Raw genomic sequence first — 26,776 nt, 5'->3', positions numbered from 1 at the left:
GTACTGTAATCATTTAACAATAATTAAAAACAAGTACAGATGGAAACTACAGTAGAAAACAACAAGCAAATTTTAAAGCGATTAATTGATGAAGCTTTCAACAAAAGAAATCTAGATATTCTTGAGGAAGTGCTGCATCCAGATTTTGTAAACCATCAAGAGGTATTTCCGCTTGAAGCGAGAAAAGGACCAGATGTATTCAGAGAATTATACGGAAAATTTTTCGAGATTTTCCCTAACGTAAGAGCAGACTATCATCACGTTATTGCTGAGGCAGATTATGTTATGGCAAGAGATACCATTTCAGGAACAAATAATGGCGAGATAATGGGAAATCCACCTACCGGAAAAGAAGTTGCCTTTGAGGTGTTCCACCTTTATAGAATCAAAGATGGAAAGCTGATTGAGCGTTGGGGTTTAACTGATGATTTAGGATTAATGAAACAATTAGGAGTTATCAAAGAATAGAAGAAAAAACAATTATAAAAAGAATCTTATGAGCCATTTATTAGTAGAAAAAGGAACAAACTTGTTGGTAACCGCAGCAGTAAGTGCAACAGTTGAAAATAATGTAGAAACCGTATTTGATTTCACAGTAGCAGAAGATGTAATCACTAAGTTCTTGAAAGGAGTACCAGAAGTAACAGGTTATGAAATTCAGCAAGGGCCTTGGGGTCAAAAAGGAGCGTATCGCTGGGTGCATTTTGGCGAGGACAAAGCGAGAGAAGAAATTAATTTTATTCAACGTCCATATCTTTTTGACTATCAGCTTACAGATTTTACCGCTGAATTAAAAGATATGGTAGACTTGGCTGTAGCTCAATTTTTGTTCAGACCTGTTGGACCTAGAACTGAAATAAAGTGGTATTATAATTTCAGAGCTAAATCTGAAGGAGTATTGCCTCAATTGCAAGATTTTGTGGAAAACGTTTGGGTTGCTTGGATGAAGTCTTATTTGAATGACACCAAAGAGGCTCTGGATAAGGATGTTTTTGCAAGATAGCTGAAGAAATATCTTTGATGGAATTTCAAAATGAAGAACAGCAGCTAACAGTGTATAAAAATAATAGCGGTTTCAGTGCTAAATTGAAATCGCTATTCAATATTTAAATTCTGTGTGAATCCAAATACTAAACGTTTCAAAATCCGCTACTTTTCATATATTAGACATTGTGCGTCATACCCAGAAACAACGTCATTCAATTAAAAACAGTGAATAGATTAACCAGAATAACATCAATTTTAATTCAATTACAATCAAAAAAAGTAATTATTGCTAAAGATATTGCCGAACGATTTGAAATAAGTGTACGAACGGTTTACAGAGATATTAAAACACTTCAAGATGCCGGAATACCAATTGGTTCAGAAAATGGAAAAGGATATTTTTTGGTAGAAGGGTTTTCTTTACCACCAATTATGATTACTGAAGAAGAAGCGAATGCGTTAATCATTTCAGAAAAATTTATAGAAAACCAAGGAGATTCTTCCCTAAAAAAAGATTTTTCTTCTTTACTTTTTAAAATTAAAGCAATACTTCGAACATCGCAAAAAGATAATATTGAATTATTAGAAAAAAGAATATCACCATCTTATTTAAAAGAACCTTTAAAAAGTAATTCTCTTTCAATAATTCAAAAAGCTATTTTAAATAATCAAACATTAGAAATTTCTTATCGTGCAGTAAATCAAGAGAATATAACTACTCGGAAAATAAAACCTTTAGCAACATATTTTACAAGTAATGCTTGGGTAGTTATTGCATTTTGTTCATTAAGAAATGATGTAAGAGAGTTTAGATTAGATAGAATTATAACCAAAAAATTAATAGAGGATTTGGTTTCAAATCAAACAGATTTTGACTTAACTCAATATTTCCAAAAAAAATATCAATCATAGTTGACATAGGGCTGTCAGTCTTCCAATTTAAATTTGTTTAATAATTTAAACATTGAACATTATGAAACATGAATGGAGAAAAAAAGAAAAAACAACTTATCTACCAAAAGAGAAACCTGAACTAATAGATATTCCTGAATATCATTTTATAACATTGAGCGGGGAAGGAAACCCAAATAGCGATTTTTTTGCCGAATGTATAGGTGTATTATATAGTGTAGCCTATGCTATAAAAATGAACATCAAAACACTAAAAGATAAACCTATAAATTATAATGATTGGACAGTTTATCCATTGGAAGGTGTTTGGGACATTACAGAAAAAGCCAAAGAAAATTTTAATGGAAAAGTTAATAAGGACGATTTAGTTTTTGATTTAATGATTAGACAACCGAATTTTATAAACGACACCTTTTTCTATGAAATGCTTGAATTTACCAAAAAGAAAAAACCACATAGACTTCTAGAAAATATGAGATTTGAGAAAATAACAGAAGGGAAGTGTATTCAGATGATGCACATTGGAAGTTATGATAATGAACCTGAAACTTTCGGAATAATGGAAGGTTATGCAAAAAATCAAAATTTGATCCGTCAATCTAAAATTCATCGAGAAATTTATTTAACTGATTTCAGAAAAGTACCTGAGAACAAATTAAAGACGGTTTTACGCTTTCAATTAGAACATTAAATAAACAAAGACAAAAAAAGATAAGTATTAAACCCTTCCTAATTTTAGGTCAACACAAAAAGTACGAACGCACAACAACTCATATAAAAAATGGCGGCTTTAGGACTTTCTCGAAATGAAATTTATAAATTTATACTCATTTAAAAAATAAAAAGTTAGTTCATCCAAATCAGCTACTTTCCATGTGCATAAACATTATCTGTAATTCAGAAAATTTATACCTAATTAGTTTTAGGGTTTTAAAACAATTATGAAAAAAATATTAATTAGTAGACAATGGAATCTTTTACTAGGAGCCAAAAAACTTGACCTTATTATTGATAAAAAATTAGTTTATAAAATTGATAACGGCAAAACAAAAGAATTAAAAGCCCCTCAAAAATCAAAAGAAATGATTGCCAAAATCAAAAAATATGAAGTAACGATTCAGTTAATAGAATCTGACATTCTGGAAAAATTTGAAATTAAATTCAACATCTATTTTTTGATTGCAACTTACGGGATGGGATTATTTGTATTAATAAATATTATCACAAAGTTTATACTAAAAATTGATGAACCTCTCTTTATATACTTATTAATTCCATTTTTATTAGTTAGCCTCTATTATTCTACATTTGGAAAGAAAAAAGTATTATTACTTATTAAAAAATAACTACACACAACAGTATATCCTTTGTGACCATAGTCGTTTCATCTTAATCAAATGGTATTTGTATATTTATAAGTACATAATACTTGCAAAAAAAGTAAAAGTTAGCAATCAATGTTCGTAAAAATCGAAAAGCAAGATAGCACTTTGTACTACTAAGACAAATGTATCAAACGTTATGTGCAATTAATTAGAGCGACATGAATAAGAAAATAATCGGAATCTTAAAAAAGGTTTATTACCACGAAAATGGATTTTATAACTCAGAATTAGACAGACATGAACATAAAATTCCTGATTCTGTTACCAAAGAAGATTTAAAACTACTAGTTGAAAACGGTCTTACACCTAATAATTTTGAGACATTTGAGCATAGTAGCTCCTTACAAAGACTTCTAAAACTAAAAGAAAATCCCAAATTGACATTGGATTTTGCAAAAGCAATGTTTTTAAAGGGGTTAACAGGAGAATTTCCAAGAGGAAGGCAAACGTTGATGAGCTTCATTTATATTAAGAATTTATATGAACATAAATTTGAAGGAAAGGAAAACTGCGAAATCTCTGGGCTTCCTAAAAACAGAACTATAGACAAAACTCATCAACTTTATACTTATTATTTAGGACATTCTTGGAATGAAATTCCAATACATAATTTAATTGAGCTTGAGGAAATTTTGAAGTATGAAGAACCAAAGGTTACGGCAGAAGATAAAGACAAACTCATTGAATTATTAGCTTTAATTTCTCAATCTGATCCAAACGAGACGCCAGGTAAACTTGAGAAAAGAATAGCAAAAAACAAGGTGTTACCAAAAACAGACAAATACAAAAGATATGGGATTTTATTAACATTATCAGAATGTGGAATTTTACCGAATGACTTTATATTACCAACGTATGACAAATTCTCAACAAGGAAAGAAATCTGGAAAGCAAGTGAAAATTTAACAACCTCTCATCGTTCTGATATTGTTTTACCTTTTGGTGGTTGGAAGGGAAAAAATGGGGTTAATTATGAGCGATATAAAGAAATTTTTGAATAAAAAACACACAACACAGTTTATAATTAATAGTGGTTTAACTAATAAAACAAAATATAAACATAGAACAAAGGTAAGTGCAAAACCGAAAGACTTGTGAACAGAAATAAAGCTTAAAAAAACACTTGCTATCTTGGTTTGTTATAATAATATCATATATTCTAGCCGAAATTGGAAAAAATTAGTGATCGTCTCTTTATTCCAAAAGAATTCTAGTTTAAAAAACTCAGCAATTATACATGGATGAATAACTAAAAAACTTATAAAAATGAATATAGGTCATAGCTACTCCAGATCAATATGCAAATCAAACTACCACAGGCTTATTAAATCTTCTTTTTAATTTCAAAAATAAAACAATGGATTTGACATTTTTGGATATTTTAATCGCACTTGGATTAGCATTAAGCTTCTTCTTGGTAGTTTTAATATTCATTTCAAAATCTTTTAGAAGAGATGTCAACAACTATTTTGCAATAGCAATTATAGCACTTAACTTTTTTTTAATTATTACTCAATTTGAAGACGTAGTACCTGCTAATGGAATTTTAGAATTAATAAGTTGGGAGTTTTTATTTCCTTTTGCTTTTTTAATGTTTTCTTTAAAAGCTATAAGACACCCTTTAAGTTCGAATAAGAAAATATGGTTTCTGGGATTACCTTTTATTTTATTTAGCTCATTTCAAATTATAGACTTTTTTTTCAATTTTGATATGTATGATTGGTTATCAGGATACAATCAAGATAGTTTATTGTACCTCATTGAAGTTAAAGTCATGTTTTTCTTATGTTTTTCAATTGTACTTATCGGCTTTTCTTATTTTAAAATCAGGAATACAAATACTTTATATAGAAAAGAAAAAAAATGGCTAAAGCTAAATAGTTTATTTCTCTTATCTTTTCTTCTAGTTTGGGTTTTTAGTGAAGTAATTGACAGCGTATTTGATTTCCCAATTTGGGAATACCTACTTGCCATTCTTGGTATTTTTTTAATTCTAATTACTTACTTCGGCGTTCATCATCTTAATGTTTCCGAACAAAGACAGCAAATTTCAAAATTGACGATATCTAACGATACTGAAAATAACACAATAAATACTACCCAACTAAAACCTCAACAAGAAGACACTAGTCTTTTTCACAAAATAAACAAAAAGACAGATACTCTTATTTCGCTTATGGAGAAAGAAAAGTATTACTTGGACTCTAACATTACACGTAGTATAGTAGCAAAAGAATTAGGAATAAGCGATGGGTACTTAAGTGAAATTCTAAAAGCCGACTTAAACACAAATTTCAATGATTTTGTTAATGGATACAGAGTGAATCAAATAATTAAAATGTTTCACGATAAAAGTTTTGACATTTTTACACTGGAAGCTATAGGTTATGAAGCTGGATTTAAATCTAAAAGTGTGTTTTATAAATCATTTAGGAAAGTGACTAAAAAATCACCAGGCATCTACCGAAAACTATTAAAAACGTCCTGAAATGTCATAATGCTGACAATTCTATACCTATAGATGGTTAGGAAATAGAATTTAGAATCATAATAAAACGTTATTTGTATCGATAAAAACAAATAATAAATACGTTAAAATGACAGTAATTAAATCCCAAAAATTAATAGTTCTAAATATCATTCGTACGCTAGCACGAATTACATTCATAACCTTTCTTTTAATAAGTTGTAGTAGTGATGATGATTCTGAAACCAAACCACCAAGCTTATCTATAAATAAAATAATGCCTTTGGGAGCATCAAGAGTTGAGGGAGCGCGACCAGAATTCGAAAGCTTTAGGTACGAACTCTGGAAAGACTTAAAGGAGAATAGTTGGACTTTTGATTTTATAGGTACTCAATCTGATCAAGCATCTTACCCTACATTCAATAATGAAGGTTTTGATATTGACCATGAAGGTAGAGGTGGTTGGACTTCGGGGCAAATTTTAAGTGGATTAAATAATTGGCTTAGTCAAACTGGTTCACCCGATATAGTTCTGTTTAGTTCACCAGGTGGAAATGATATCTTAGAAAGTTTAGATTATAATCAAATGATATTAAATATTGTGGAAATAATTAATACATTACAGGCAAACAATCCAAATGTAACAATTGTTATTGAGCAACCAGCTCCTGGTAATTCGAACTTTATGACTACGGAATTCACAAATGCTTTTAATCAAATTCAACAAGATGTTTTGACGATTGCAAATGAACAATCAACAGTTACATCACAGGTTATTGCAATAGACATGTTTAGTGGATTTTCTGATATTCATTTAGCAGATGATGTACACTATAATGAAGCAGGAGCCATATTCATAGCAAACAGATATTATAATTTACTTGAGAGCATACTGGAGCGATAAGAATAATACGTTGTAATCAATTATAAAAACAACAAAACAATTAAAAATGATAAGAAATAGGTTTATTGAAAAGACCTTCAAAATAACATCCCGCTAAAAATAAAGCATAACCTATAATTCATTGAGCTAAAGAAAAATGATCACAATACATTTATCCCAGAATGACTTTCGAATTAACAATGTATCATTAAGTTTTCCTATTACTATAGAAAGTTTAAAGAACATACTAATAGTTCCCAACAGGGTTCATAAGAAAAAGTATAACACCATTTATACCTGGGATGAGTTAGGAATATTGGGGTATTCAAAAGATGGTAAGGTGATAGAAAGTATATGCTTAGAATTGAAACTAGAAAATTTTGATTTTAGCTCTAAACAAGCTTTTAATGGAACATTCTATTTCAATAATGAAGAGATTACCACTTATTACAAAACAAATAGAGACAAAAGAGTACAACTCTATGATGGAGACGCTTCTGGAGCTTTAATATTAAATGATATTAGTGTTTGGTTTGATGCTAATAAAAATGAAATTGATGCAATAGAAATAAAAGCTTATCAAGGTTCTACAATAAAAGAAATTCCAAAAGACACCTATATCATTAAAGAATTGAATGAAGAGGAAATCATATTTACAGATTTCGGATTCAAGCTATCAATCATTCAGGAATTAATGTATAATAAAAAGTTGATCACCCCAAAATTTGATTTGTTTGAGTTCGTTATTTGGTATTCCAAAAGAGAAATTGATCTTGAAGAAGAAGGTTACGAACCCATAGAAGAAGTAACACAATATTTTAGAGATTTACCTATCCCTAAAAGACTTGCTCCAGAAATAACTGAAATATATCAGGATGGTGGAAATGAGATATACTTAAATTTACTACGTTTTGCAGAAGGTTGGGAAGAATATTGGGATATAGAAAGTATTGAAGATGTTAAAAACTTCCCGAACCTTAAAAAAGCAACACTGTGTTATGCTAAAAAAAATATCGTAGCCGAACTAAAAGATATAGGTATTGATGCAGCTTGGTTATAAAATTCATAAAAGAAATCATCAATTTTCATTAATTCCCCTCCCCTAACCTAAATCCCTTAGTTCATTCATTCCTTATGGGATAATTATATTAACTTAAGTACTTCGGAGTAAACTAACGACTATAAAAAATCAATACTATACCCTATCATTATTAATCTTCCTAAGTTTTGTTACTAATACGTAATATAAATACGATAGATTAAACCTTTTTCGTAAAGTTTAGTCCAAGAGTTTTTTAAACTCTTCAATTATGAAAAAACTAATCTTATTTCTGTTTACAATTAGCATCACTACATTTAGTTATAGCCAAACTACACAAGAATTAAAAGATACTGCCAAACTGTTTCCGCCAATGCCTAGAGCTACGGAAGATTTAATACCATTCGTTCAAGGTCAACCAACATTTGCATCTGGAGCACCTTTCAATGACCTTGATTTCACAATTTTAGATACTGACTATATGGATGGAGAAAATAGTGGTGGTGATGTTTTTATGCCCGTGGATCCATCAGACACTTTTCCTGGTTCTAATAAAGTAAAATATATAAGATGTGTAACAAATACTGATCTAAATGAAGTTTACAATAGCGCAAACAGAGATAGAATTATTCTTGGAACTCACGAAATAGAAGTTCCTTTTTTCATGAAAGGAAGTGATGGAATTGATAATGATTATTTGGTAATTCAGCATCTTGATTTTGAGGCTGGTGCAATTCAACTAAAAGGAGTAGCTACAGACTACAACTTAATCTATTGTACCGTAGCTGAAGGTTGCCAAACAGAAGGTTGGTATTTATTTTATACAAAAGATAATAATATTGATCTTATAGCATTTATTTTTCCTTGTGATGCCATTGAATCTCCTTTGAGCGGAAATCCACCAAACAATCTCAATCCACTCTGTAATTCGAACAATATTTTAAGTTTAACAGATCCAATACAATTTGCCTATGCCCAACCTATAGAAACTACATTTGCTGTACCAAATGGCATTGCACAGTTCGGTTCTGATGGTAAAGAAGTTATTGGCGGATTTACGGTCGATGAACTTAGCAATTCATATTTGTTTGGTTCAACTGATGGGAATTTAGACGAAGATACAGATGTAGAAAATGAAATATTCATTGTAAAAATAAATAGTAATGGAGTGCAACAATGGGTTACAGAATTGCCCTTATCCGAAGGATCTATGTTAAAAGATGGAATTACAGATGGTCAATTTCTATACGTTTGTGGTAGAACACTTGGCAATTTACCAGGGTTCACGAATGCTGGTAGATGGGACGGAATATTGTTAAAGTTGGATTTAAATTCTGGACAAATTGTAGCAATGGACCAATGGGGTAATGCGGGAATTGATGGTTATGGAAATATAACACAGGACGACGATGGAAATATTTTTGTTTCAGCACAAGGTTCACCGGATGGACCAGCAGGTTTTGACGATGTGTATTTAGTAGCAAAGCATAGTAAGGCAAATTTATCTAATATTTGGAGAGAACTTAACCCGCCCAATACCACAAATTTTATTTCATCGGCAGAAGCTTGGGGTGGATTGACTTATGTTCCTGGAACAACACCTGGCAATGGAAGACTGATCGCTGGTGGTTGGTATTTTTCTAACATGGGTGCAGATGCATTTGTTTCCGTTTATGAAAATTTAAATACAAGTAACCCAAGCCGTCCACACTCTGTAACAATATCTTCACAAGGTGCGAGAGCGGATTGGGTTTTAGATAATGTAGTTGATAATAACGGTAATATTTATGTAGCAGGTTTCACGACTGGTAATTTGGGTTCAGCACCAAATGGCGAGGGGGACGCATATCTTATAAAATTTTCACCACAATTAACAAACCCAATTTATAAACAATTTGGAACTCCAAAATCAGACCTCATTAGAAAATTAGAAATCAAAGATGACGTTTTATACGCTGTTGGTTATACCTATGGTAATTATATAGGAACAAATGCAGATACTAATCAAGAAAGCGGGGACATTTTTGTTCAAAAATTTGACACTGATCTTAATCCATTAACAGGAATACAGTTTGGGACACCACATGAAGACAGAGCTTTTACATCAATACTAGGAGATTATTTGTTTTTAGGAGGAATGACCGAGGGATATATGACAGGTAATAGCTTTGGTTCATTTGATGGTTTTGTTTTATTGGTAAATACAAGTGATTTAAATTTTACGCAACCAATATTATCCATAGAAGAACATACTTTAAATCAAAATTTAAATGTATATCCAAATCCAATAGATAATACTTTACACATTGATATAGGTTCAATAAATAAAGAAAATGTTACTATGTCGATAATGAATGTAGTAGGCCAAACCATAAAACAATTTAAAAGCTTTGAACCAATAATAGAATTCGATAATTTCACTAATGGAATATACTTCCTAAGTATTCTTTTGGATGAAAAGAGGATAACAAAAAAGATTATAAAGAAATAACTGTATCTAACAATGTCATAGCGGTTAAGAGATAACCCAAAGGTTCTTGTAAATTTATTATGACGCTAAGATTTTATAATAAAAAAGTTATGAAATCTGCGCAGAAAACTTAGATAGCAAGGTATCATTTTACGCAGCTACAACACCATACACTTAACCTCGTGTGTAATGTAAAAAAACATCGAGCAAGTCCTTAGGCAACCATGTCTTAAAAAAATGCGTCTATTAATATAGTAACGCAATTTTATTTTATTAATGAGTAAATCAACCAAAGCCATCCTAATTATCGCAATATCATTCGGGCTATATTTTGTTCTCGATGATCTGTTTTTCAAAGCTATTAGAAATTGGTTCCTCGAACAGACTAGTCAACTTGGAATTAGTCATATAATAGCATATTCGATTACTGGAACTCCTTTATTTATAGGGGCTTTATTAATAGGGAGTAAATCTGCTTTTTTTCAAAATCTAGGACTTGACAAGTCAATCTTCAAAGGGCTTTTGTTTGCTATAATTTGCACCTTACCAATGTACATTGGTTTTAGTATAGTCTTCGATTTTAACGTAGACATTTCTACAAATACAATTTTGATTGGAGTAATTTCTGCTGGTTTTTTTGAAGAACTATATTTCAGAGGGTTTTTATTCGGATTACCATTTAAAAAGACACAACTCGGGTTTATACTTTCCGTTTTAATAGGAGCACTTTACTTTGGTTCGTTACATTTATATCAAAGTACTGAACTCAATGAATTACTGGGAATATTCTTGATTACCTTTCTGGGTGGTATCCTATTTGCTTGGGTATATGCAGAATGGAATTTCAATATTTGGGTACCTGTATTCCTGCATATGTTGATGAACTTAGCTTGGGAATTGTTTTCCGTTAGTGACAATGCACTTGGCGGAATTTATTCAAATATATTTCGGTTTTTAACTGTAGCATTGGTAATTATACTAACAATACTCTATAAAAAAAGAAAAGGAATAAAACTGAAGGTAAACAAGCAGACACTTTTACCTCAAAAATCTGGCAATGAAAAAGATGAATCAACAAATAAATAGCATCCTATTATTACTATTTTTAGTTAGTTGTAGACAGAGCACCCCAAATTTCTCAGAATCCGAATTGCTACTATTTAAAAGTATTGGGTTTGACAAAGAAGTTTTATCAGACATAAAAAAAACAATAAATGAGGAGATTACTCAATTAGAAGTATCCGAGCCGGGCTACATCATTGACAAAAATGGAGAACAACAAAAAACTGGAATAGAAAAGGTAAATGGAATTTCATTTAAAGTGATGGAAAACGAATCGAATGGAATAATATTAAAAAACAAGAATAAATTAAAAGAAAAAGGATATCTAATTTTTTTATCAGAAAGTGGTTATAAAACTCCTTCAACAATTTCGATTATTAAATCAACTGATAAATTTGACATTCTTAAAATTCAGAAAACGGACGGAATCAATTTTGATATAGAAAATGAAGATGTTATAAAAAAACTTAAAGATTGGGATAAAATTTATGGAATTGAAATATTAGGCGCAGACTACGATTGGGTTGACCTAACTTTTAATAAAGACATTAAGGATATTTCTTTATTCGCTAAAGAAGTCTATGATTTTTGCCCAGATGCTGTGGACCAAGGGGTTGGAGAAATAAGTGAACTTGAGAGAATACTTAAAGAAGAAAAACGATTATTTTTGTGGTGGGATTAAAAAACAAACACAAAAAAAATACTTATTACATAATACGAGTTTTAGGTTTAACCTAAAGAGTATTATATATTTGGTTTATCGTCAAAGTATTAAGTTTACTATGTAAAAATAAAATATAAACTTTGGCTGAGTGGTAATCAGAAAACTAGTGATTTTTTATTCTAGTACTTCGCATAACTATACATTAAAATGAAAACCTTAATCGAAACCAAAAGATTAGTATTAAGAGAAATTACTCTTGATGATAAAGAAGAATTGTTTCAATTACACTCGGATCCAATCGTGCAAAAATGGACAGGAGAACCCATTGTTGAATCAATGAAAACAATAGAACAAGCGATAGAGGTAAGACTTAATGACTATAAAAAGTATGGATTTGGAAGGTTAGCAGTAATCCAAAAAACAACAAATGAGTTCGTAGGCTGGGCAGGACTAACATATTTACCAGAGTTTGATAAAGTGGATCTTGGGTATAGGTTCAAAAAAAAATACTGGAGTATGGGCTTTGCAACCGAGGCTTCTAAAGCGATTATTGATCACGGATTTAGCGTACTTAATCTTGATTTAATAATAGCGATTGCATTGCCAGAAAACAAAGCCTCAATTAGAGTAATGGAAAAAGTAGGAATGATATATGATAAGCAAGCTCCTTATGACGAAGTGATACAAGAGGCAATTTGGTATAAATTAGAAAGAAAAAATTATAGCAAAAAATAAAACTATATATATTGACCAAAAAAATTGTGTCTTTTTACAAGCAATGTTTCATACACAAACCACTAGCTAACATTATAGAAATTCAAACGATAAGAAAACCTTATTATTCAACGCAATATTAGAATTATTTTTAAAATTGTATCAAAATTATAATTGATTCGTCTAGAAGATATGCACAGAACCTATATATATACTTTTATCTTATTGTTTTTTTCTCTAGCAATCACTGCGCAAAACAATAATAAACGAATTTCGGGTCAATTACTAGATAAAGAAACCAAAGCGCCTATAGTATTCGCCTCAATCTATCTTAAAGGGCAAACAATCGGAACAACCTCAAATGAAGAAGGAAATTTCACCTTTCACTTCACATCAATTGAAGGCACAAACACCCTAGTAATATCGAGTATAGGGTATGAATCAGTCCAAATCGATGTTGATAATTTTGCTCCTAACCAGAAAATATTTCTTAGTTCTAAAATTGATGAATTAAGTGAAGTTACAATCATAGCAACCAAAAAAAAGAAACTAACAGCAAAGGAAATTGTCAAAAAAGCATATCTAGAGATTGAAAATAACTACCCTACAAAACCATATATATCCGAAGGCTTTATTCGAGATATACAAAATGAAGATGACAAATATGTAGAATATCTAGAGTGTGCAGCAAGGTTTTATAATGAAGCATACAACATTGATAAAGAACCTAAAGTAGAACTAATTGAAGTAAAGAGTAATTACATTGCTAAAAAAAATCCCTGGAATGAAAAATGGGATAGAAAAAACTCAATTATTGATTTAATAGAAGATGACTTTATTAGATTTGATTATGGACCTATTAAAAGTAAAAAAGGATGGAAATATGAATTAGAAGATGTATTACTTTACAATAACAAATACGTTTATAAAATTATCGCAACTGATCCACCTTTTCAAAGGGCGATATTATTTATAGATACAGCATCTTTTGCTTTCGTAAAAATGGAGCTTACTAGATCAACAAATAAAGGAAAATCTTGGAAAAGACGATTATCAAACGGACAGCAGATAGTATATTATAATGTTGTTTTTGAATATCAAGAATTTAATGGAAAAATGTATTTGAAGTATCAAAAAGAAGAAGATACTTGGGAAATATATGATACTAAAAAACCTTCTAAGCTTTTATTTACTAAGAATCCCAAAAAAGAACTTTTCATTAACAAAATAGTATCTGAGGACATTGAACATTATCCTTTTGAAGAAAATATGCAAATTGGAGTAAGTATTGAAAATCAAGCAAAACCTTATAATTCTTTATTTTGGTCAAATTACAATGCACCTGAAAAAACGAAAGTGATGAGTAAAATAGAACAATACTTAAAAGAAAATGTTGATTGACTAAACTAATAAACACATAGCTGGCAAAAAAACTCTCATATTTAATAAATAAAATAAGCTTTTTTACATATAACATTTTGAATATTAACTGTGAGCAATATCATCAAAAATTAATAACCATTGATCAAGGATTTCACTAATATCGAATACCTGAAAACTGGAAACAAAAGACAGCGACTAGCCTATATACAATTGTCTGAACTCGAAATTTTTGATACGCTAAAAACATATACACCTATACTTACCGGAACGATACCAATTGAGATTGATATACCAAAAAGTGATTTGGATATTATCTGTCATTGTCCTAATCATCAAGAATTCTATACTACTTTAATCAAGTTATATTCTGACCAAAATAATTTTGAGATTAGAACCGGTTTTTGGAACGGTCTCATATCTGTTATTGCTAAATTTCAATCAGAAAAGTATATGATAGAAATTTTTGGGCAAGATCGGCCGACTCAAAAACAGTATGCATATAGACATATGATCAAAGAGTATGAAATTCTAAATGCAAAAGGATCAAAATTCAAAGAAGAAATACTAAAACTAAAAAAACAAGGACTAAAAACAGAACCTGCTTTTGCTAAGCTATTAGGTTTAATTGGGGATCCATATGAAGAACTTTTAAAATATAAAATATAATAAACAAGTTTAATCTTGTTACTTTAAGAAGCAGATAAAGACTTTTCATTATCTCAGTATAAGTCACTATTTTATTGTTCTGATGTTTTCTTACTCACCAAAAAGAACACTTTACGTATCAAAAAGAGGTGTTCACTAATTCTACATTTCATAGAACCTATGGTAAGTGTAGGTTTGAAGTATTAACTATAAAGAATAATACTATGAATAATCAATTTAGCTTAAACATCAAAAGTCCTTGCAATGAGAATTTCAAAAACTTTTCGCCAACAGAAAAAGGCGGTTTTTGTAATTCTTGTACAAAAGAAGTGATCGATTTCTCTACAATGAATTCGCAAGAGATTGTACATTATTTCGAAACAAATACTATTAAAAATACCTGCGGAAGATTTAGCAGTAATCAATTAACAACCTATACACATACTGCGCCAAAAAGAAAGAGCATTAGTTTTATTAGTGGAATTGCCTTTGCATTTATAACCTTATTTTCTTTTACCAAAACACAGGCACAAAACATAAAAAGTCAAATAAGAACTACGGATAAGAACCCTTCAAAATTTCAGAACATTGTTAATGAAAATGACATCACTGTAAAAGGTATGGTTTCTGAAAATGGTATTCCGTTGCCGGGTGCTAATATAATTTTAGAAGGTACGACAGTAGGAACATCTACGGATTTTGATGGTAATTTTGAATTTCCAGTACAGCTTAAAGAAGGTGACGTTTTAATATTCAGTTATATAGGTTTCACTTCTAAAAAAATAGTGATAAAAGACAGAAATTCTGTCAATGCTATCGCCTTAAATGTAAACCTAAAAACATCTGGTTGCGTATTAATGGGAAAAGTAGCTGTAAAAAAAGTATATAGCTCAAAAAAGAACTAATCAATAAGCATCGTTATGAGAACTAGTCTTTATATTTTTTTTCTTGTCGTTTTCACCAATTGTCTATATGCTCAAATCTCTGATTTTGCATCCATAGATTTCACAAGAGCTGATAACATTGCCCAATTGAATAAAGGAGTTTCTTTAGAAAACCTTCCTGTTTTGGCACATCAACTAACGAGCAAATTACCTAACGATGTAGAAAAGTTTAGAGCTATCTACAGCTGGGTTTGTCAAAACATTAAAGGAGACAATAAACAATTTACTACAGTAAACAAGAAACGAGAAAAACTTCGACATGATTCCATTTCGTTTATGAAATGGAATCATGAATACAAGAAAGTTGTTTTTAAAAAGTTATTAAAACATAAAAAAACAATGTGTACTGGTTATGCTTATCTAATTAAGGAATTATGTTTTCTAGCAAACATCCCGTGTGAGATCATAGATGGATACGGAAGATCCGTAGAATCCAACATCAAAGAACTAGAAATGGCTAATCATTCCTGGAATGCTGTACAATTAAACGGTAAATGGTACTTATGCGATGCTACTTGGGCAAGTGGATATTTAAATGAATATAATACTTTTGTAACAGCCTATAATGACGGGTATTTTTTAACAGATCCTGTTTTATTCGGAAAAAACCACTTCCCTTTAGAACAAAAATGGTTGCTTAATGACAATATAACATCTGTAGATTTTGTTAGGGCTCCGTTAGTATATGCGGAAACTTTTGAAAACAACATCACTCCTATGTATCCCCAAAACATGGATATTTCAGTCAATAAGAATGATGAGATTACATTTAGTTTTAGATCGGCTAACACTGTTTTGGATAAAAATATTGCTTTAGTATATTACGTTGGTTCTAAAGAAAAAAATTTAAAGATTTACAATACCGAAAATGTTGATGATATCATATCCTTTACTCACACTTTTACTAGAAAAGGTTTCTATGACACGCATCTAAAAATCAACGGTGATATCGTAGCTACCTATACAATCAAGGTTACTAAAAGTTAACATATAAAAACGCTACATTATATTACACCAAAATTTAGTATCTTTTATAATATAAAACTTAATCATAGTCTGACCCTCTAAAAATTCGGGGCGACAAGGTATTTAAAAAATAGATACACATGAAAAAGGCATACAACCAGGATGAGCGAATTGCAAACATGACATTTACATCCGTATATCCTCATTATGTAACTAAGGTCGAGAAGAAAGGTAGAACCATAGCAGAACTACATCAAGTAATATGTTGGTTAACTGGTTATAATGAAAAGAAATTGCAAGCTTTTATTGAAGAAAAAGTAACTTTTGAAACCTTTTTCAAAAATGCGTCGTTAAATCCTAATGCACAACTTATTACAGGTGTTATCTGTGGGTATCGGGTAGAAGAAATTGAAAACCCATTGACACAACAAGTTAGGTATTTAGACAAATTGGTGGATGAGCTCGCAAAAGGACGTAAGATGGAGAAAATTCTGAGAACCACATAAACCTTGTAATATAAATTTCTTGGCTAGAAGGCGGCAGACTTATTCTTAAAAAGGTGCATTGATTTTTATGACTAGCAATATGCAATTGATAAAAAAGACACTAAAATACCTGGGAGTAGTACTTCTAATTCCAGGTACATATTTCATCGTTGCTTTGCTTTGTTCTTATATTCCAGTCGTTCCAGAAACAAGTAGTGTGGAACAAAACAACAGCATTTATTTAACCACTAACGGAATTCATTTAGAAATCATCCTCCCAAAAACTGAAATAGATTCTGTACTTCTTAACGGATTATCACTTAGCGAGCAAACACAATTCTTATCCTTTGGATGGGGAGACAAAACATATTACACGAAGGCTGCAAAATCAATGGATTTTACCAATATCAATAGATTTCAAGCAGCACTTCTAAATTCTGCTTCTTTGATACATGTGACAAGATATGAAACCACACAAAATCATTGGATAGAAATCAAATTAACAACTTCTCAGTTTATAAAACTACAGACCTATATTAATGGATCATTCAAAACCAATACCGAAAACAATAAATCCATTATACCCGATACAAGTTATGGTAATATGGATAGTTTTTATGAAGCTAATGGAAATTATAATTGTCTAAACACCTGCAATACTTGGGTAAACACAGGTTTTAAACGAAGTGATCTAAAAGCATGTCTCTGAACTCCTTTTGATTTTGGATTATTATATATTTATAGAGATTAAATAAAAGCTTTTTGAAGTATGGATCATAAAATTCAGCCATTAATTGATACTTTCAGAAAAAAACCAAGACTACTTTTTCTTGTCGATGGATTAGGCGCATTGCTTACTATTTTTTTTCTAGCTGTAGTACTAACTACTTTTCAAGAGTATATAGGGATGCCAAAAAAAATCCTTTACTTTTTATCTCTTATAGTTCTAGTATTCGCGATTTATTCCCTCTCTTGTTATCTCCTTAATCCGACCAATTGGAAAATATTCCTTAAGATTATAGCCTTTGCCAATCTAATTTATTGCCTATTAACAGCTGCATATATGTATTACTTCTATGAAAGCTTGACCAATTTAGGATTACTCTACTTTTGTATAGAAATCCTTATCATATTCTTAATAGTGACTATAGAATTTATGATTGCAAGCGCTCCAAAAAATAAATGATAAACTATATACGGATATTACTAAACAATCAAGAAAAAAGAAAACAGTTAATTAAAGAATTTATTGAACGTATTTAAGATAACTTTGTGTTGATTTATCATATGTTATTATGAACAAAACAAAGTTCCATAAACAAGGTTTTGAGATCATTTCGAATATCTATTCGAATCAGGAAATCAATGAATTGATCAGGGTTTTAGAATCTTTAGACACTGAAAATTCTAATTTTAGAAAAACTAAAGATTTATTTGCTATCAGACAATTCTTAAAGGAAGTTCCTGAGATTAAAGGTTTGATTTTTAACGATAGACTCAAGCAATTAGTTGAAGAACATTTTGGAAAAGATTACTTCCTGGTAAAGTCAATATACTTCGATAAACCACCCGCTTCTAATTGGTTTGTATCCTATCATCAAGATTTGTCGATTTCGGTAAACAAAAAAGAAATGGTATCAGGATATACGAATTGGACAATAAAGAAAGATCAATTTGGAGTACAACCTACTTTAGAAATCTTAGAAAACATATTTACTATTAGAATTCACCTCGATGATACTGACGAAAATAACGGTGCCTTAAAAGTAATCCCAAAATCTCATACCAAAGGAATCTATAGACCTGAAAATATCGATTGGACTATTGAAAAAGAAGTGATTTGCCACGTGCCAAAAGGAGGAATTATGCTTATGAAACCTTTATTACTACATAGTTCTAGTCGTACCATAAACCATCAAAGAAGAAGGGTTGTCCATTTAGAATTCAGCAATAAAAACCTAGCTAAAAATCTAGATTGGGCAGAAAAAATTGATTTTACCTCATAAAAAAAACCTCACAACTCTATCTAATTGTGAGGTTCTCCGGTTTTAAACAAACACATTAAATTATGTCTTACTATTTTCTAGGCATCATTACTGTTTCTAGTGTATGAATCATTCCATTAGTAGCTTCGATATCTGTTTTCATCAAACGACCAGAATTACCATTCTTATCGATTAAATAAATCTTACCTCTTTTCCTACTAGCTATTAATTTAGTGCCGCCCAAGGTTCTTAGCTTTACACTTCCTCCTCCTTCATTAATAGCTTTAATAATATCTTGTTCATTGATAGTTCCCGGAATAATATGATAATTCATAATAGAAGTCATATCATCTTTGTTTTCTGAGGACATCAATTTATCAATAGTTTCTTTAGGTAATTTCTTAAATGCGCCATTTAACGGAGCAAATACAGTATATGATTTTTGACCACTAAATTTTTCGGCATATTCTGAAGATTGAACAATTTTATTCAACTCCGTAAATGCAATATCGTAAGATATCAACTCATTAATTGTAGAAACATTCGTTTCTTTAGAAGTAACATTAGCTTGCGCTATCAACTTATCATTTTCTAAAGTTCGATCTTCTTTCTTAACAACAAGATCCTGGCAAGAAACAAATGTAATAATCAGAATAAATGCAAAAACGTTAAATAAACTATTCATCTTCATTTTAAAATTGATTTTTATGGAGTAATTCTTATGTTATTTATAACAGTTATATAATCAATGTATTACTTGAATACGGGTTAAAACTATTGTAATTAACGTTAACAAATGTTAACAAATGAGTATTCGTAAGAATTCAATTAGTAAACGTTTTCTAACCCATGTGGTTGTGCCGTAAAAGACAAATAAAAACTAAAAAGTAAGCGTACATAAGATTGTTTTAAAATGTCATTATCCGCAAAAAACATTATTTTTAACGTAATCATCTTAATTAAACTCATTAAAAACCGGGCTATTATGAAATCAAATAACTTTGTATACTTACTCCTGTGCTCCGTGTTGATTGTTCCGATCTATGGTCAAAAAGAACCATCTGAAAGTAAAAAAGCAATCATAAAATCAATAGAAAAGCATCAACAAGAACTGATTAATATCAGTGATAAAATTTGGGCACTAGCTGAAACCGCTTTCGAAGAAAATCAATCTTCAAAATTATTAGCGGATTACGCAGAGAAACAAGGGTTTACTGTAGAAAGAGGCGTTGCTGGTATGCCAACAGCTTTTGTAGCTACCTATGGATCAGGGAAACCCGTGATCAGTATCTTAGGAGAGTTTGATGCACTACCAGGAATCTCACAAAAAGCACAACCAACAAAATCTCCGCTTAACGAAGGTGCTGGTGGGCACGGCTGTGGACATAATCTTTTTGGAGCTGGAAGTTTAGGTGCTGCTATTGCCGTAAAAGAACTTATCCAAAGTGGTAAAATCAAAGGAACTGTTAAGTTTTTTGGTACACCAAGTGAAGAAAAATATTTTGGTAAAATATGGATGGTTAGAGAAGGTTTATGGAATGATGTAGATGCTAATATCAGCTGGCATCCATCAGCATCTACAAAAGCAGATGTACAAAGTTCTCTAGCACTGGTAGATTTTAAAGTTGAGTTTTTTGGACAAGCAGCGCATGCATCTGCAGACCCGTGGAATGGCAGAAGTGCCTCTGACGCATTAGAATTATACACAACCGGAATTAATTATTATCGAGAACACGTAAAACCTACTGTTCGCATGCATTATCACATTCAGGATGGTGGACAAGTAGTCAATGTAGTTCCGGACTATGCTAGATTATGGATGCGAGTGCGGGACACAAAAAGATCAGGTATGATGCCAGTATATGAACGTGTACAGAAAATGGCAGAAGGAGCTGCTATTATGGCCAATGTAGATTACAAAATTTCATTAATCTCTGGAATTTATGAAGTACTCGTAAACCGTGAAGGAGGGAAACTTATGCAGAATAATCTGGAACTTCTAGGCCCTATTACATATACTGATGAAGAAATTGCTTTTGGTAAGAAAATTCAAGAAGTCACTAAAAAAGAACAAGTAGGCATGGATAGTGCTATTAATCCGCTCGAAGAAACCAAAGAACATCCTGGTGGCGGTTCCACAGATGTGGGAGATGTAAGCTGGAACGTTCCGAACATTAATTTAGGTGTCACCACTGCACCAAAAGATACTCCTTGGCATTCGTGGGCTGTAGTAGCTTGCGGTGGAATGAGTATTGGTCATAAAGGAATGTTATATGCATCCAAAGCAATGGCAATGACAATGACAGACCTTTATGAAAATCCAGAAGCTTTACAAAAAGTAAAAGCTGAGTATAAAGAACGTAAAGGAGATGAAGTATACGAGGCAATCGTACCGGAAGGACCACCACCAATTCCTGATAATTCTAAAAAACAATAAGAACGATCATTTATGAAACGTATTATACTGAGAATTGCTCTTGTTCTTTCGTTAGCAATTATTGCTTTTGTGGCTCATGTTTTAATATCTACAGGTTTTTTCAGAACTGTTGAAAATAAATTTGAAGGAGAAATTATAAAAAAAATATTCATTCCTGGTGCAGAGGATATTACTGTAAGCCCACTAGATGGTTTTGCGCTAATCTCATCTACAGACAGAGAAATCTATCCTCCTGTAAAGGAAGAAAAAGGTGGATTATATTTTATGGATCTAGAAGACGGTGGTTTTAGTCTTACCCATCTTACCACTAGTTTTGATAAACCATTTGCTCCTCACGGAATTTCGATGATTAAAAAAGATAGTACCTACAGAGTAATGGCAATTAACCACACTCCAGATGGACAACACGCTATAGAGGTTTTTACATTACAAAATAAAAATCTGGTTCACGAAAAAACACTAAAACATCCTTCCTTAATTAGTCCTAATGATCTTGTGCTAATTGATGAAAATCGTTTTTATGTAACCAATGACCATAAGTATACAGAGGGGTTCGGTAAAATACTAGAAGAATACCTTGGACTTTCAATATCTAATGTCTTGTATTATGATGGTGAAAACTATACTGAAGTTGCAGATGGAATTGCTTATGCTAATGGAATTAATCTTGATGCAAAACGAAATTTAGTTTATGTAGCATCTCCAAGAGGTTTTTTGGTTAAAGTGTATTCAAAAAATCTGGATGGTTCTTTAGAATTTGTAGAAGATATACCTTGTGGTACAGGCGTGGATAATATTGAAATCGACACTAAGGGAAACCTCTGGATTGGTGCGCATCCTAATTTATTACGATTTGGATCTTATGCCAAAGGCAAGAAAGAAACTTCTCCTTCAGAAATTATTAAAGTGACTTATCGAGAAAAAAATGATTACGATATTGAACAAATATATACCAATGATGGAACAATCATGTCAGGATCAACCGTTGCAACTCCTTTTGAAGATCTCATCATAACTGGGAACGTAATGGATGATCATTTTTTAATTCTGAAAACAAAAAATTGATAGATCAGATGATCTGAATAACTAAATAATTTTGATGGTTACCTAACAATGATAGAGTCCTTAAAAAATCATATCCTAAGATTCGTAAATCCTTCTAAAAAAGAGATAGAAGATTTCCTGAACATTATTGAGTTAGAAAATATTCCTGCCAAACATTATATATTAAAAGAAGGACACTACTGTAATTACAATCATTTCATTGTAAAAGGTTGTTTCAGATCATTTTTTATCAATAAAAAAGGTATTGAAAAAACTATCAATTTCGGTATTGAAGATTGGTGGCTTACGGATTTTGATAGTTTCATGAATCGAACACAAACACAACTTAATATACAAGCTACCGAGGATGCTATCGTACTAAAAGTTAGTAAAACAAAACTAGACACTATTTTACAAAACTCTCTGGAGATCAATAAATACTTCAGGATTATTTTAGAGCGCGTAAGGATAGCCGACCAAAGAAGAATCCAGTATATGTTCAATCTTTCGGGAGAAGAACTTTATAACACCTTTTACGAATATAACCCAGAATTTGTACAACGAATCCCACAATATATGTTAGCATCTTATCTTGGTTTCACACCTGAATTTCTCAGTAAAATAAGAGCAAAAAAACACTTGTAATTTATTTCTTAATCTAGATTAAGTTTTTCTTCATTTCATATGCTGAATTTTGTCTTGAACAAATAATCTAATAATATATGAAAACCGAGAGAATAAACATTAATAAAGTAAATCCAAATGCTTATCAACCATTATTTGATTTATACAATAATTGCAAAAAAAGCACACTAACCGACCTAGAATTTTTACTGATAGAAATTAGAGCTTCGCAAATCAATGGTTGCGCATATTGTATACAGATGCATATCAAAGATGCTATTGAAAAAGGCGAAAAACAATACCGAATCCATGCACTGCCTGTATGGAAAGATTCTCCTTTTTTTACGATAGAAGAACAGATCATTTTAGCAATGACAGAAGAAATCACTAATATTTCGGATTATGGTTTATCAGAGAATGTATATCAAAAAGCTATTGAAACATTCGGAGAAAGAAAAGTAGCAGATATTATTATGGCTATTTGTGGAATCAATTCCTGGAACAGAATTGGAATAGCAACTTTACTTGTACCTACACCTTCACAAGAATAAATTTAGAAGCTATTTTATTATGAAAATCATCTATATCAAACTCTTCTTAAGAGTTAGTATCGCTGTCGGATTTATATCAGCAGTTGCAGACAGACTTGGCTTTTGGCCAAAAGAAAAAGCAGCCTGGGGTACGTGGGATAGTTTTTTAGAATATACAGAGTTACTGAATCCTTGGGCACCAGAGTTTATGATCAATAGTCTTGGAATAGCAGCTACATTACTAGAAATACTGCTAGCCGTTTTTTTACTCCTTGGTTTTAAAACCTCATTATCCGCACAAGCAAGTGGAATTCTATTATTGATTTTTGGAATTGCAATGGTAACTGTCTTAGGTATTAAAGCTCCTTTGGATTATTCTGTATTCGCTACCTCTGCTGCTGCATTTGGTTTAAGCTTAATCGGAGAACAATATCTGGAGATTGACCAATTGTTAAGTAAAAGTGATGCGACATAAAATGATCCTACTTTTAACCATTCGTTAAGTCATTGATTATTATTTATATCATAATTTTGAATTTAACCATAAAAACCTTCCCATGCAAAAGAATGATTGGTCACAACTGGAATTGATAAATAATACTGATCGCCCTAAAAAGAGATTTGAACTTCACTTGGAAAATGAAATCATTTTCATTGAATACATTCTTACTAAGGATAGTTCCATATATCTAACGCATACAGAGGTTCCAAAATCTATGGAAGGAAAAGGATTAGGTAGTACTATTGTCAAAAAAGTATTAAAATATATCCAGGAAAAAGGATATAAAATGGTACCGCTTTGTCCTTTTGTAGCTGTCTATCTAAAAAGACATCCCGAAGCAGCAGATGGAATACTAAAAGAAGGGTATTCTGTAAAAGGATAGCTCTAATCATTAAGCATCTGCCAGAGCTTATCTTTAAGCTCTTGTAACCCTTGTTGTGCGACAGATGAGATGAATAAATAAGGTGCATTTAGTTGTGTATCCAACTCTGACTTTAATTCTGATTTTAATTCATCATCTAGCATATCACATTTAGAAATAGCTATCAAGCGCTCTTTATCCAATAAATCAGGATTATATCTTCTTAATTCGTCCAGTAATATTTCATATTGTTCCTTAATATCTGGAGCATCTGCTGGAACTAAAAAGAGTAATGTAGAATTACGTTCTATATGTCTCAGGAAACGATGACCAATACCTTTGCCTTCTGCAGCACCCTCAATAATCCCGGGAATGTCTGCCATTACAAACGTCTGAAAATCTCTATACTCCACAATCCCCAAATTAGGCTTAAGGGTTGTAAACTCATAATCTGCAATTTTTGGTTTTGCAGAAGTAATTACAGACAGTAAAGTAGACTTTCCTGCATTAGGAAAACCTACCAAACCTACATCTGCCAATATTTTTAACTCCAGTGTAATGTCATATTGCTGGCCTTCAACACCTGGCTGTGCGTATCGAGGAGTTTGATTCACTGAATTTTTAAAATGCCAGTTTCCTCGACCACCCATTCCTCCTTCTGCAATGATAAACTCCTGCCCTTCTTCGGTAATCTCAATAAGAATATCTTGAGTCTCAGTATCACGTATCACAGTTCCAAGAGGAACATCTACATATACATCTCCTCCATCAGCACCACTACTCCTATTTTTGCTTCCGTGGCCTCCATGTTCTGCTCTAAAATGACGCTTAAATTTAAGATGATACAATGTCCACATATTAGGATTGGCCTTAATAATAACATGACCTCCACGTCCTCCATCACCTCCATCAGGACCTCCTTTGGTAATATATTTTTCCCTATGTAAATGTACAGATCCTTTACCTCCATTTCCTGAGGTAACGTGTAACTTCACATAATCTACAAAATTCCCTTCTGTCATAATACTTTACATCTTATTCTGGCCTAGGTCAGAATCTTTTCAATTTAATCCTTTTACGCTATCAAGTGAAGTTTTGTATCACCCTAATAGCACTTATAATTTATCTATTACATCACTTAAACGTTCTGTAATCTCAGCGATATCACCTACTCCATCAACTCCAAAATACTTATCTTGTTTTTGATAATAGTTTTTTAGGATTGCTGTTTCATCATAATACACTTTAATGCGGTTACGGATTACACCTTCATCTGCATCATCAGGACGTCCTGAGGTTTTTCCTCTCTCTAATAAGCGTCCTACTAATACCTCATCATCTACCTCTAGAGCCACCATAGCGCTTACTTCTGATCCCTTAGAAGACAACAGTTCTGCTAATGATGCCGCTTGCGCTTCAGTTCTTGGGAAACCATCAAAAATAAAACCTTTAGCATCCGCATTTTTATCTACCTCAGCATTTAGCATATTAATAGTTACCTCATCAGGCACTAACTGCCCTTTGTCAATATATGATTTAGCTAATGTCCCTAATTCAGTAGCATTTTTTATGTTATATCTAAATACATCTCCTGTAGAAATATGTACAAGATCATATTTTTGCTTTAAAACTTCTGCTTGTGTTCCTTTTCCTGCTCCTGGAGGTCCGAATAACACTAAATTTGTCATGTTGTTTTGTTTTAATTGGTAAACTTCTGTAAGATTACGTCCTAAACCATCATAGTCCAGTCCATATCCTACAATAAATCGATTTGGGATCTCAATCCCGATATAATCTATAGTAATTTCTTTAGTATACGCTTCTGGTTTAAAAAACAAGGTTGCAATTCTTACTTCCTTACATCCTTTATCCTGAAGCTTTTTTGTCAACTCTACAATTGTATTACCGGTATCCACGATGTCTTCAAGAACAACCACAGTTCTACCCGATATATCTTCTTTTAACCCTATAAGTTCTTGGACATTATCAGTTGTTTCTGTTCCTTGGTAAGAAGCTAGTTTCACAAAACTCACCTCGCAATCGTGATCAAATCGTTTTAACACCTCGGATGCAAACATAAAAGCACCGTTTAATACTCCAATAAAAAGAGGTTTTTTACTTGATAAATCCTCATTAAGTTTATCAGTCAATTTATCTATTGCTTTGGATATTTTTTCTTCAGCAATAAAGGGTGCAAATTGTAAGTCGTGTAGTGTAATCATTGTATTATGAGATTATCACAGTATCCGTTTTGTTTTTAAAGCGGCAAAGATAGTGATTACAAACA

At 31.6% G+C, this 26,776-nt stretch carries 30 protein-coding genes; 27 read left to right on the top strand and 3 right to left on the bottom strand.

Features of this window, described 5'->3' with window-relative positions; genetic code table 11:
* The first annotated feature begins 39 nt into the window (after nucleotides 1–39).
* From Q0829_RS12100 to Q0829_RS12000, 21 genes are all read left to right on the top strand, one after another.
* Complete coding sequence (locus Q0829_RS12100; protein ID WP_298543074.1) at nucleotides 40–468, top strand: ester cyclase; 429 nt, start codon at nucleotides 40–42, stop codon at nucleotides 466–468.
* Between the two features lie 28 nt (nucleotides 469–496).
* Nucleotides 497–1,003: an SRPBCC family protein gene (locus Q0829_RS12095; protein WP_298543071.1), complete on the top strand. Its 507-nt coding sequence runs from the start codon at nucleotides 497–499 to the stop codon at nucleotides 1,001–1,003.
* A 209-nt stretch (nucleotides 1,004–1,212) separates the two neighbouring features.
* Nucleotides 1,213–1,899: a YafY family protein gene (locus Q0829_RS12090; RefSeq protein ID WP_298543068.1), complete on the top strand. Its 687-nt coding sequence runs from the start codon at nucleotides 1,213–1,215 to the stop codon at nucleotides 1,897–1,899.
* Between the two features lie 61 nt (nucleotides 1,900–1,960).
* Nucleotides 1,961–2,590 carry a GyrI-like domain-containing protein gene (locus Q0829_RS12085; RefSeq protein WP_298543065.1) on the top strand — a complete coding sequence of 210 codons (630 nt, stop codon included), beginning with the start codon at nucleotides 1,961–1,963 and terminating at the stop codon, nucleotides 2,588–2,590.
* 250 nt (nucleotides 2,591–2,840) lie between these two features.
* Nucleotides 2,841–3,245, top strand: a complete 405-nt coding sequence (locus Q0829_RS12080; protein ID WP_298543062.1) for a hypothetical protein — start codon at nucleotides 2,841–2,843, stop codon at nucleotides 3,243–3,245.
* 197 nt (nucleotides 3,246–3,442) lie between these two features.
* Nucleotides 3,443–4,285 (top strand): hypothetical protein, encoded by an 843-nt coding sequence (locus Q0829_RS12075; protein WP_298543060.1) that lies wholly within the window; start codon nucleotides 3,443–3,445, stop codon nucleotides 4,283–4,285.
* 356 nt (nucleotides 4,286–4,641) lie between these two features.
* The gene (locus tag Q0829_RS12070; RefSeq protein ID WP_298543057.1) at nucleotides 4,642–5,772 is read left to right on the top strand and encodes a helix-turn-helix domain-containing protein; all 1,131 of its coding nucleotides are present in this window, start codon (nucleotides 4,642–4,644) and stop codon (nucleotides 5,770–5,772) included.
* Nucleotides 5,773–5,881: 109 nt separating this feature from the next.
* The gene (locus Q0829_RS12065) at nucleotides 5,882–6,655 is read left to right on the top strand and encodes a GDSL-type esterase/lipase family protein (protein ID WP_298543054.1); all 774 of its coding nucleotides are present in this window, start codon (nucleotides 5,882–5,884) and stop codon (nucleotides 6,653–6,655) included.
* A gap of 136 nt (nucleotides 6,656–6,791) precedes the next feature.
* Nucleotides 6,792–7,694 carry a hypothetical protein gene (locus Q0829_RS12060; protein ID WP_298543052.1) on the top strand — a complete coding sequence of 301 codons (903 nt, stop codon included), beginning with the start codon at nucleotides 6,792–6,794 and terminating at the stop codon, nucleotides 7,692–7,694.
* Between the two features lie 250 nt (nucleotides 7,695–7,944).
* Entirely contained in the window at nucleotides 7,945–10,164 is a 2,220-nt protein-coding gene (locus tag Q0829_RS12055; RefSeq protein WP_298543050.1) for a T9SS type A sorting domain-containing protein, read from the top strand.
* A 255-nt stretch (nucleotides 10,165–10,419) separates the two neighbouring features.
* Complete coding sequence (locus tag Q0829_RS12050) at nucleotides 10,420–11,229, top strand: CPBP family intramembrane glutamic endopeptidase (RefSeq protein WP_298543047.1); 810 nt, start codon at nucleotides 10,420–10,422, stop codon at nucleotides 11,227–11,229.
* A complete protein-coding gene (locus Q0829_RS12045; RefSeq protein ID WP_298543045.1) occupies nucleotides 11,201–11,887 on the top strand; it encodes a DUF4253 domain-containing protein in 687 nt (228 codons plus the stop codon). The genes Q0829_RS12050 and Q0829_RS12045 overlap by 29 nt, the downstream gene beginning before the upstream one ends.
* A 189-nt stretch (nucleotides 11,888–12,076) precedes the next feature.
* Complete coding sequence (locus tag Q0829_RS12040; RefSeq protein WP_298543042.1) at nucleotides 12,077–12,604, top strand: GNAT family N-acetyltransferase; 528 nt, start codon at nucleotides 12,077–12,079, stop codon at nucleotides 12,602–12,604.
* A gap of 153 nt (nucleotides 12,605–12,757) precedes the next feature.
* The gene (locus tag Q0829_RS12035; protein WP_298543039.1) at nucleotides 12,758–13,984 is read left to right on the top strand and encodes a carboxypeptidase-like regulatory domain-containing protein; all 1,227 of its coding nucleotides are present in this window, start codon (nucleotides 12,758–12,760) and stop codon (nucleotides 13,982–13,984) included.
* A gap of 120 nt (nucleotides 13,985–14,104) precedes the next feature.
* Nucleotides 14,105–14,632 carry a DUF4269 domain-containing protein gene (locus Q0829_RS12030; protein ID WP_298543037.1) on the top strand — a complete coding sequence of 176 codons (528 nt, stop codon included), beginning with the start codon at nucleotides 14,105–14,107 and terminating at the stop codon, nucleotides 14,630–14,632.
* 203 nt (nucleotides 14,633–14,835) lie between these two features.
* Nucleotides 14,836–15,516: a carboxypeptidase-like regulatory domain-containing protein gene (locus tag Q0829_RS12025; RefSeq protein ID WP_298543035.1), complete on the top strand. Its 681-nt coding sequence runs from the start codon at nucleotides 14,836–14,838 to the stop codon at nucleotides 15,514–15,516.
* Nucleotides 15,517–15,531: 15 nt separating this feature from the next.
* On the top strand, nucleotides 15,532–16,542 hold the full coding sequence (locus Q0829_RS12020) for a transglutaminase domain-containing protein (RefSeq protein ID WP_298543034.1): 1,011 nt from the start codon (nucleotides 15,532–15,534) through the stop codon (nucleotides 16,540–16,542).
* 119 nt (nucleotides 16,543–16,661) lie between these two features.
* Complete coding sequence (locus Q0829_RS12015; protein WP_298543033.1) at nucleotides 16,662–17,027, top strand: DUF2200 domain-containing protein; 366 nt, start codon at nucleotides 16,662–16,664, stop codon at nucleotides 17,025–17,027.
* Between the two features lie 67 nt (nucleotides 17,028–17,094).
* The gene (locus Q0829_RS12010) at nucleotides 17,095–17,715 is read left to right on the top strand and encodes a DUF2459 domain-containing protein (RefSeq protein WP_298543032.1); all 621 of its coding nucleotides are present in this window, start codon (nucleotides 17,095–17,097) and stop codon (nucleotides 17,713–17,715) included.
* Nucleotides 17,716–17,775: 60 nt separating this feature from the next.
* Nucleotides 17,776–18,192: a hypothetical protein gene (locus Q0829_RS12005; RefSeq protein ID WP_298543030.1), complete on the top strand. Its 417-nt coding sequence runs from the start codon at nucleotides 17,776–17,778 to the stop codon at nucleotides 18,190–18,192.
* 109 nt (nucleotides 18,193–18,301) lie between these two features.
* A complete protein-coding gene (locus Q0829_RS12000) occupies nucleotides 18,302–19,012 on the top strand; it encodes a phytanoyl-CoA dioxygenase family protein (RefSeq protein WP_298543029.1) in 711 nt (236 codons plus the stop codon).
* Between the two features lie 70 nt (nucleotides 19,013–19,082).
* On the opposite strand, the gene Q0829_RS11995 is transcribed toward Q0829_RS12000, so the two are convergent.
* Nucleotides 19,083–19,682, bottom strand: coding sequence for a fasciclin domain-containing protein (locus Q0829_RS11995; protein WP_298543028.1), 600 nt, complete (start codon nucleotides 19,680–19,682; stop codon nucleotides 19,083–19,085).
* A gap of 294 nt (nucleotides 19,683–19,976) precedes the next feature.
* On the opposite strand from Q0829_RS11995, the gene Q0829_RS11990 reads away from it, so the two are divergent.
* From Q0829_RS11990 to Q0829_RS11965, 6 genes are all read left to right on the top strand, one after another.
* Nucleotides 19,977–21,428: an amidohydrolase gene (locus tag Q0829_RS11990; protein ID WP_298543026.1), complete on the top strand. Its 1,452-nt coding sequence runs from the start codon at nucleotides 19,977–19,979 to the stop codon at nucleotides 21,426–21,428.
* A gap of 12 nt (nucleotides 21,429–21,440) precedes the next feature.
* The gene (locus tag Q0829_RS11985) at nucleotides 21,441–22,493 is read left to right on the top strand and encodes an SMP-30/gluconolactonase/LRE family protein (protein WP_298543024.1); all 1,053 of its coding nucleotides are present in this window, start codon (nucleotides 21,441–21,443) and stop codon (nucleotides 22,491–22,493) included.
* 48 nt (nucleotides 22,494–22,541) lie between these two features.
* Complete coding sequence (locus Q0829_RS11980; protein ID WP_298543020.1) at nucleotides 22,542–23,117, top strand: Crp/Fnr family transcriptional regulator; 576 nt, start codon at nucleotides 22,542–22,544, stop codon at nucleotides 23,115–23,117.
* Nucleotides 23,118–23,194: 77 nt separating this feature from the next.
* Entirely contained in the window at nucleotides 23,195–23,647 is a 453-nt protein-coding gene (locus tag Q0829_RS11975; protein WP_298543017.1) for a carboxymuconolactone decarboxylase family protein, read from the top strand.
* Between the two features lie 19 nt (nucleotides 23,648–23,666).
* Nucleotides 23,667–24,101: a DoxX family protein gene (locus Q0829_RS11970; protein WP_298543014.1), complete on the top strand. Its 435-nt coding sequence runs from the start codon at nucleotides 23,667–23,669 to the stop codon at nucleotides 24,099–24,101.
* Between the two features lie 82 nt (nucleotides 24,102–24,183).
* On the top strand, nucleotides 24,184–24,510 hold the full coding sequence (locus Q0829_RS11965) for a GNAT family N-acetyltransferase (protein WP_298543011.1): 327 nt from the start codon (nucleotides 24,184–24,186) through the stop codon (nucleotides 24,508–24,510).
* A 2-nt stretch (nucleotides 24,511–24,512) separates the two neighbouring features.
* Here Q0829_RS11965 and obgE read toward each other — a convergent pair whose 3' ends face one another.
* The gene (obgE, locus tag Q0829_RS11960) at nucleotides 24,513–25,511 is read right to left on the bottom strand and encodes a GTPase ObgE (RefSeq protein ID WP_298543008.1); all 999 of its coding nucleotides are present in this window, start codon (nucleotides 25,509–25,511) and stop codon (nucleotides 24,513–24,515) included.
* 93 nt (nucleotides 25,512–25,604) lie between these two features.
* Nucleotides 25,605–26,711, bottom strand: coding sequence for an adenylate kinase (locus Q0829_RS11955; protein WP_298543005.1), 1,107 nt, complete (start codon nucleotides 26,709–26,711; stop codon nucleotides 25,605–25,607).
* Nucleotides 26,712–26,776: the final 65 nt, after the last annotated feature.

This window comes from uncultured Aquimarina sp. (genome assembly GCF_947492405.1).
In the GTDB taxonomy this organism is placed as follows: Bacteria; Bacteroidota; Bacteroidia; order Flavobacteriales; family Flavobacteriaceae; genus Aquimarina.
The sequence above is the reverse complement of the archived record's forward strand: the minus strand, read 5'-3'. Positions and strand labels throughout refer to the sequence as shown.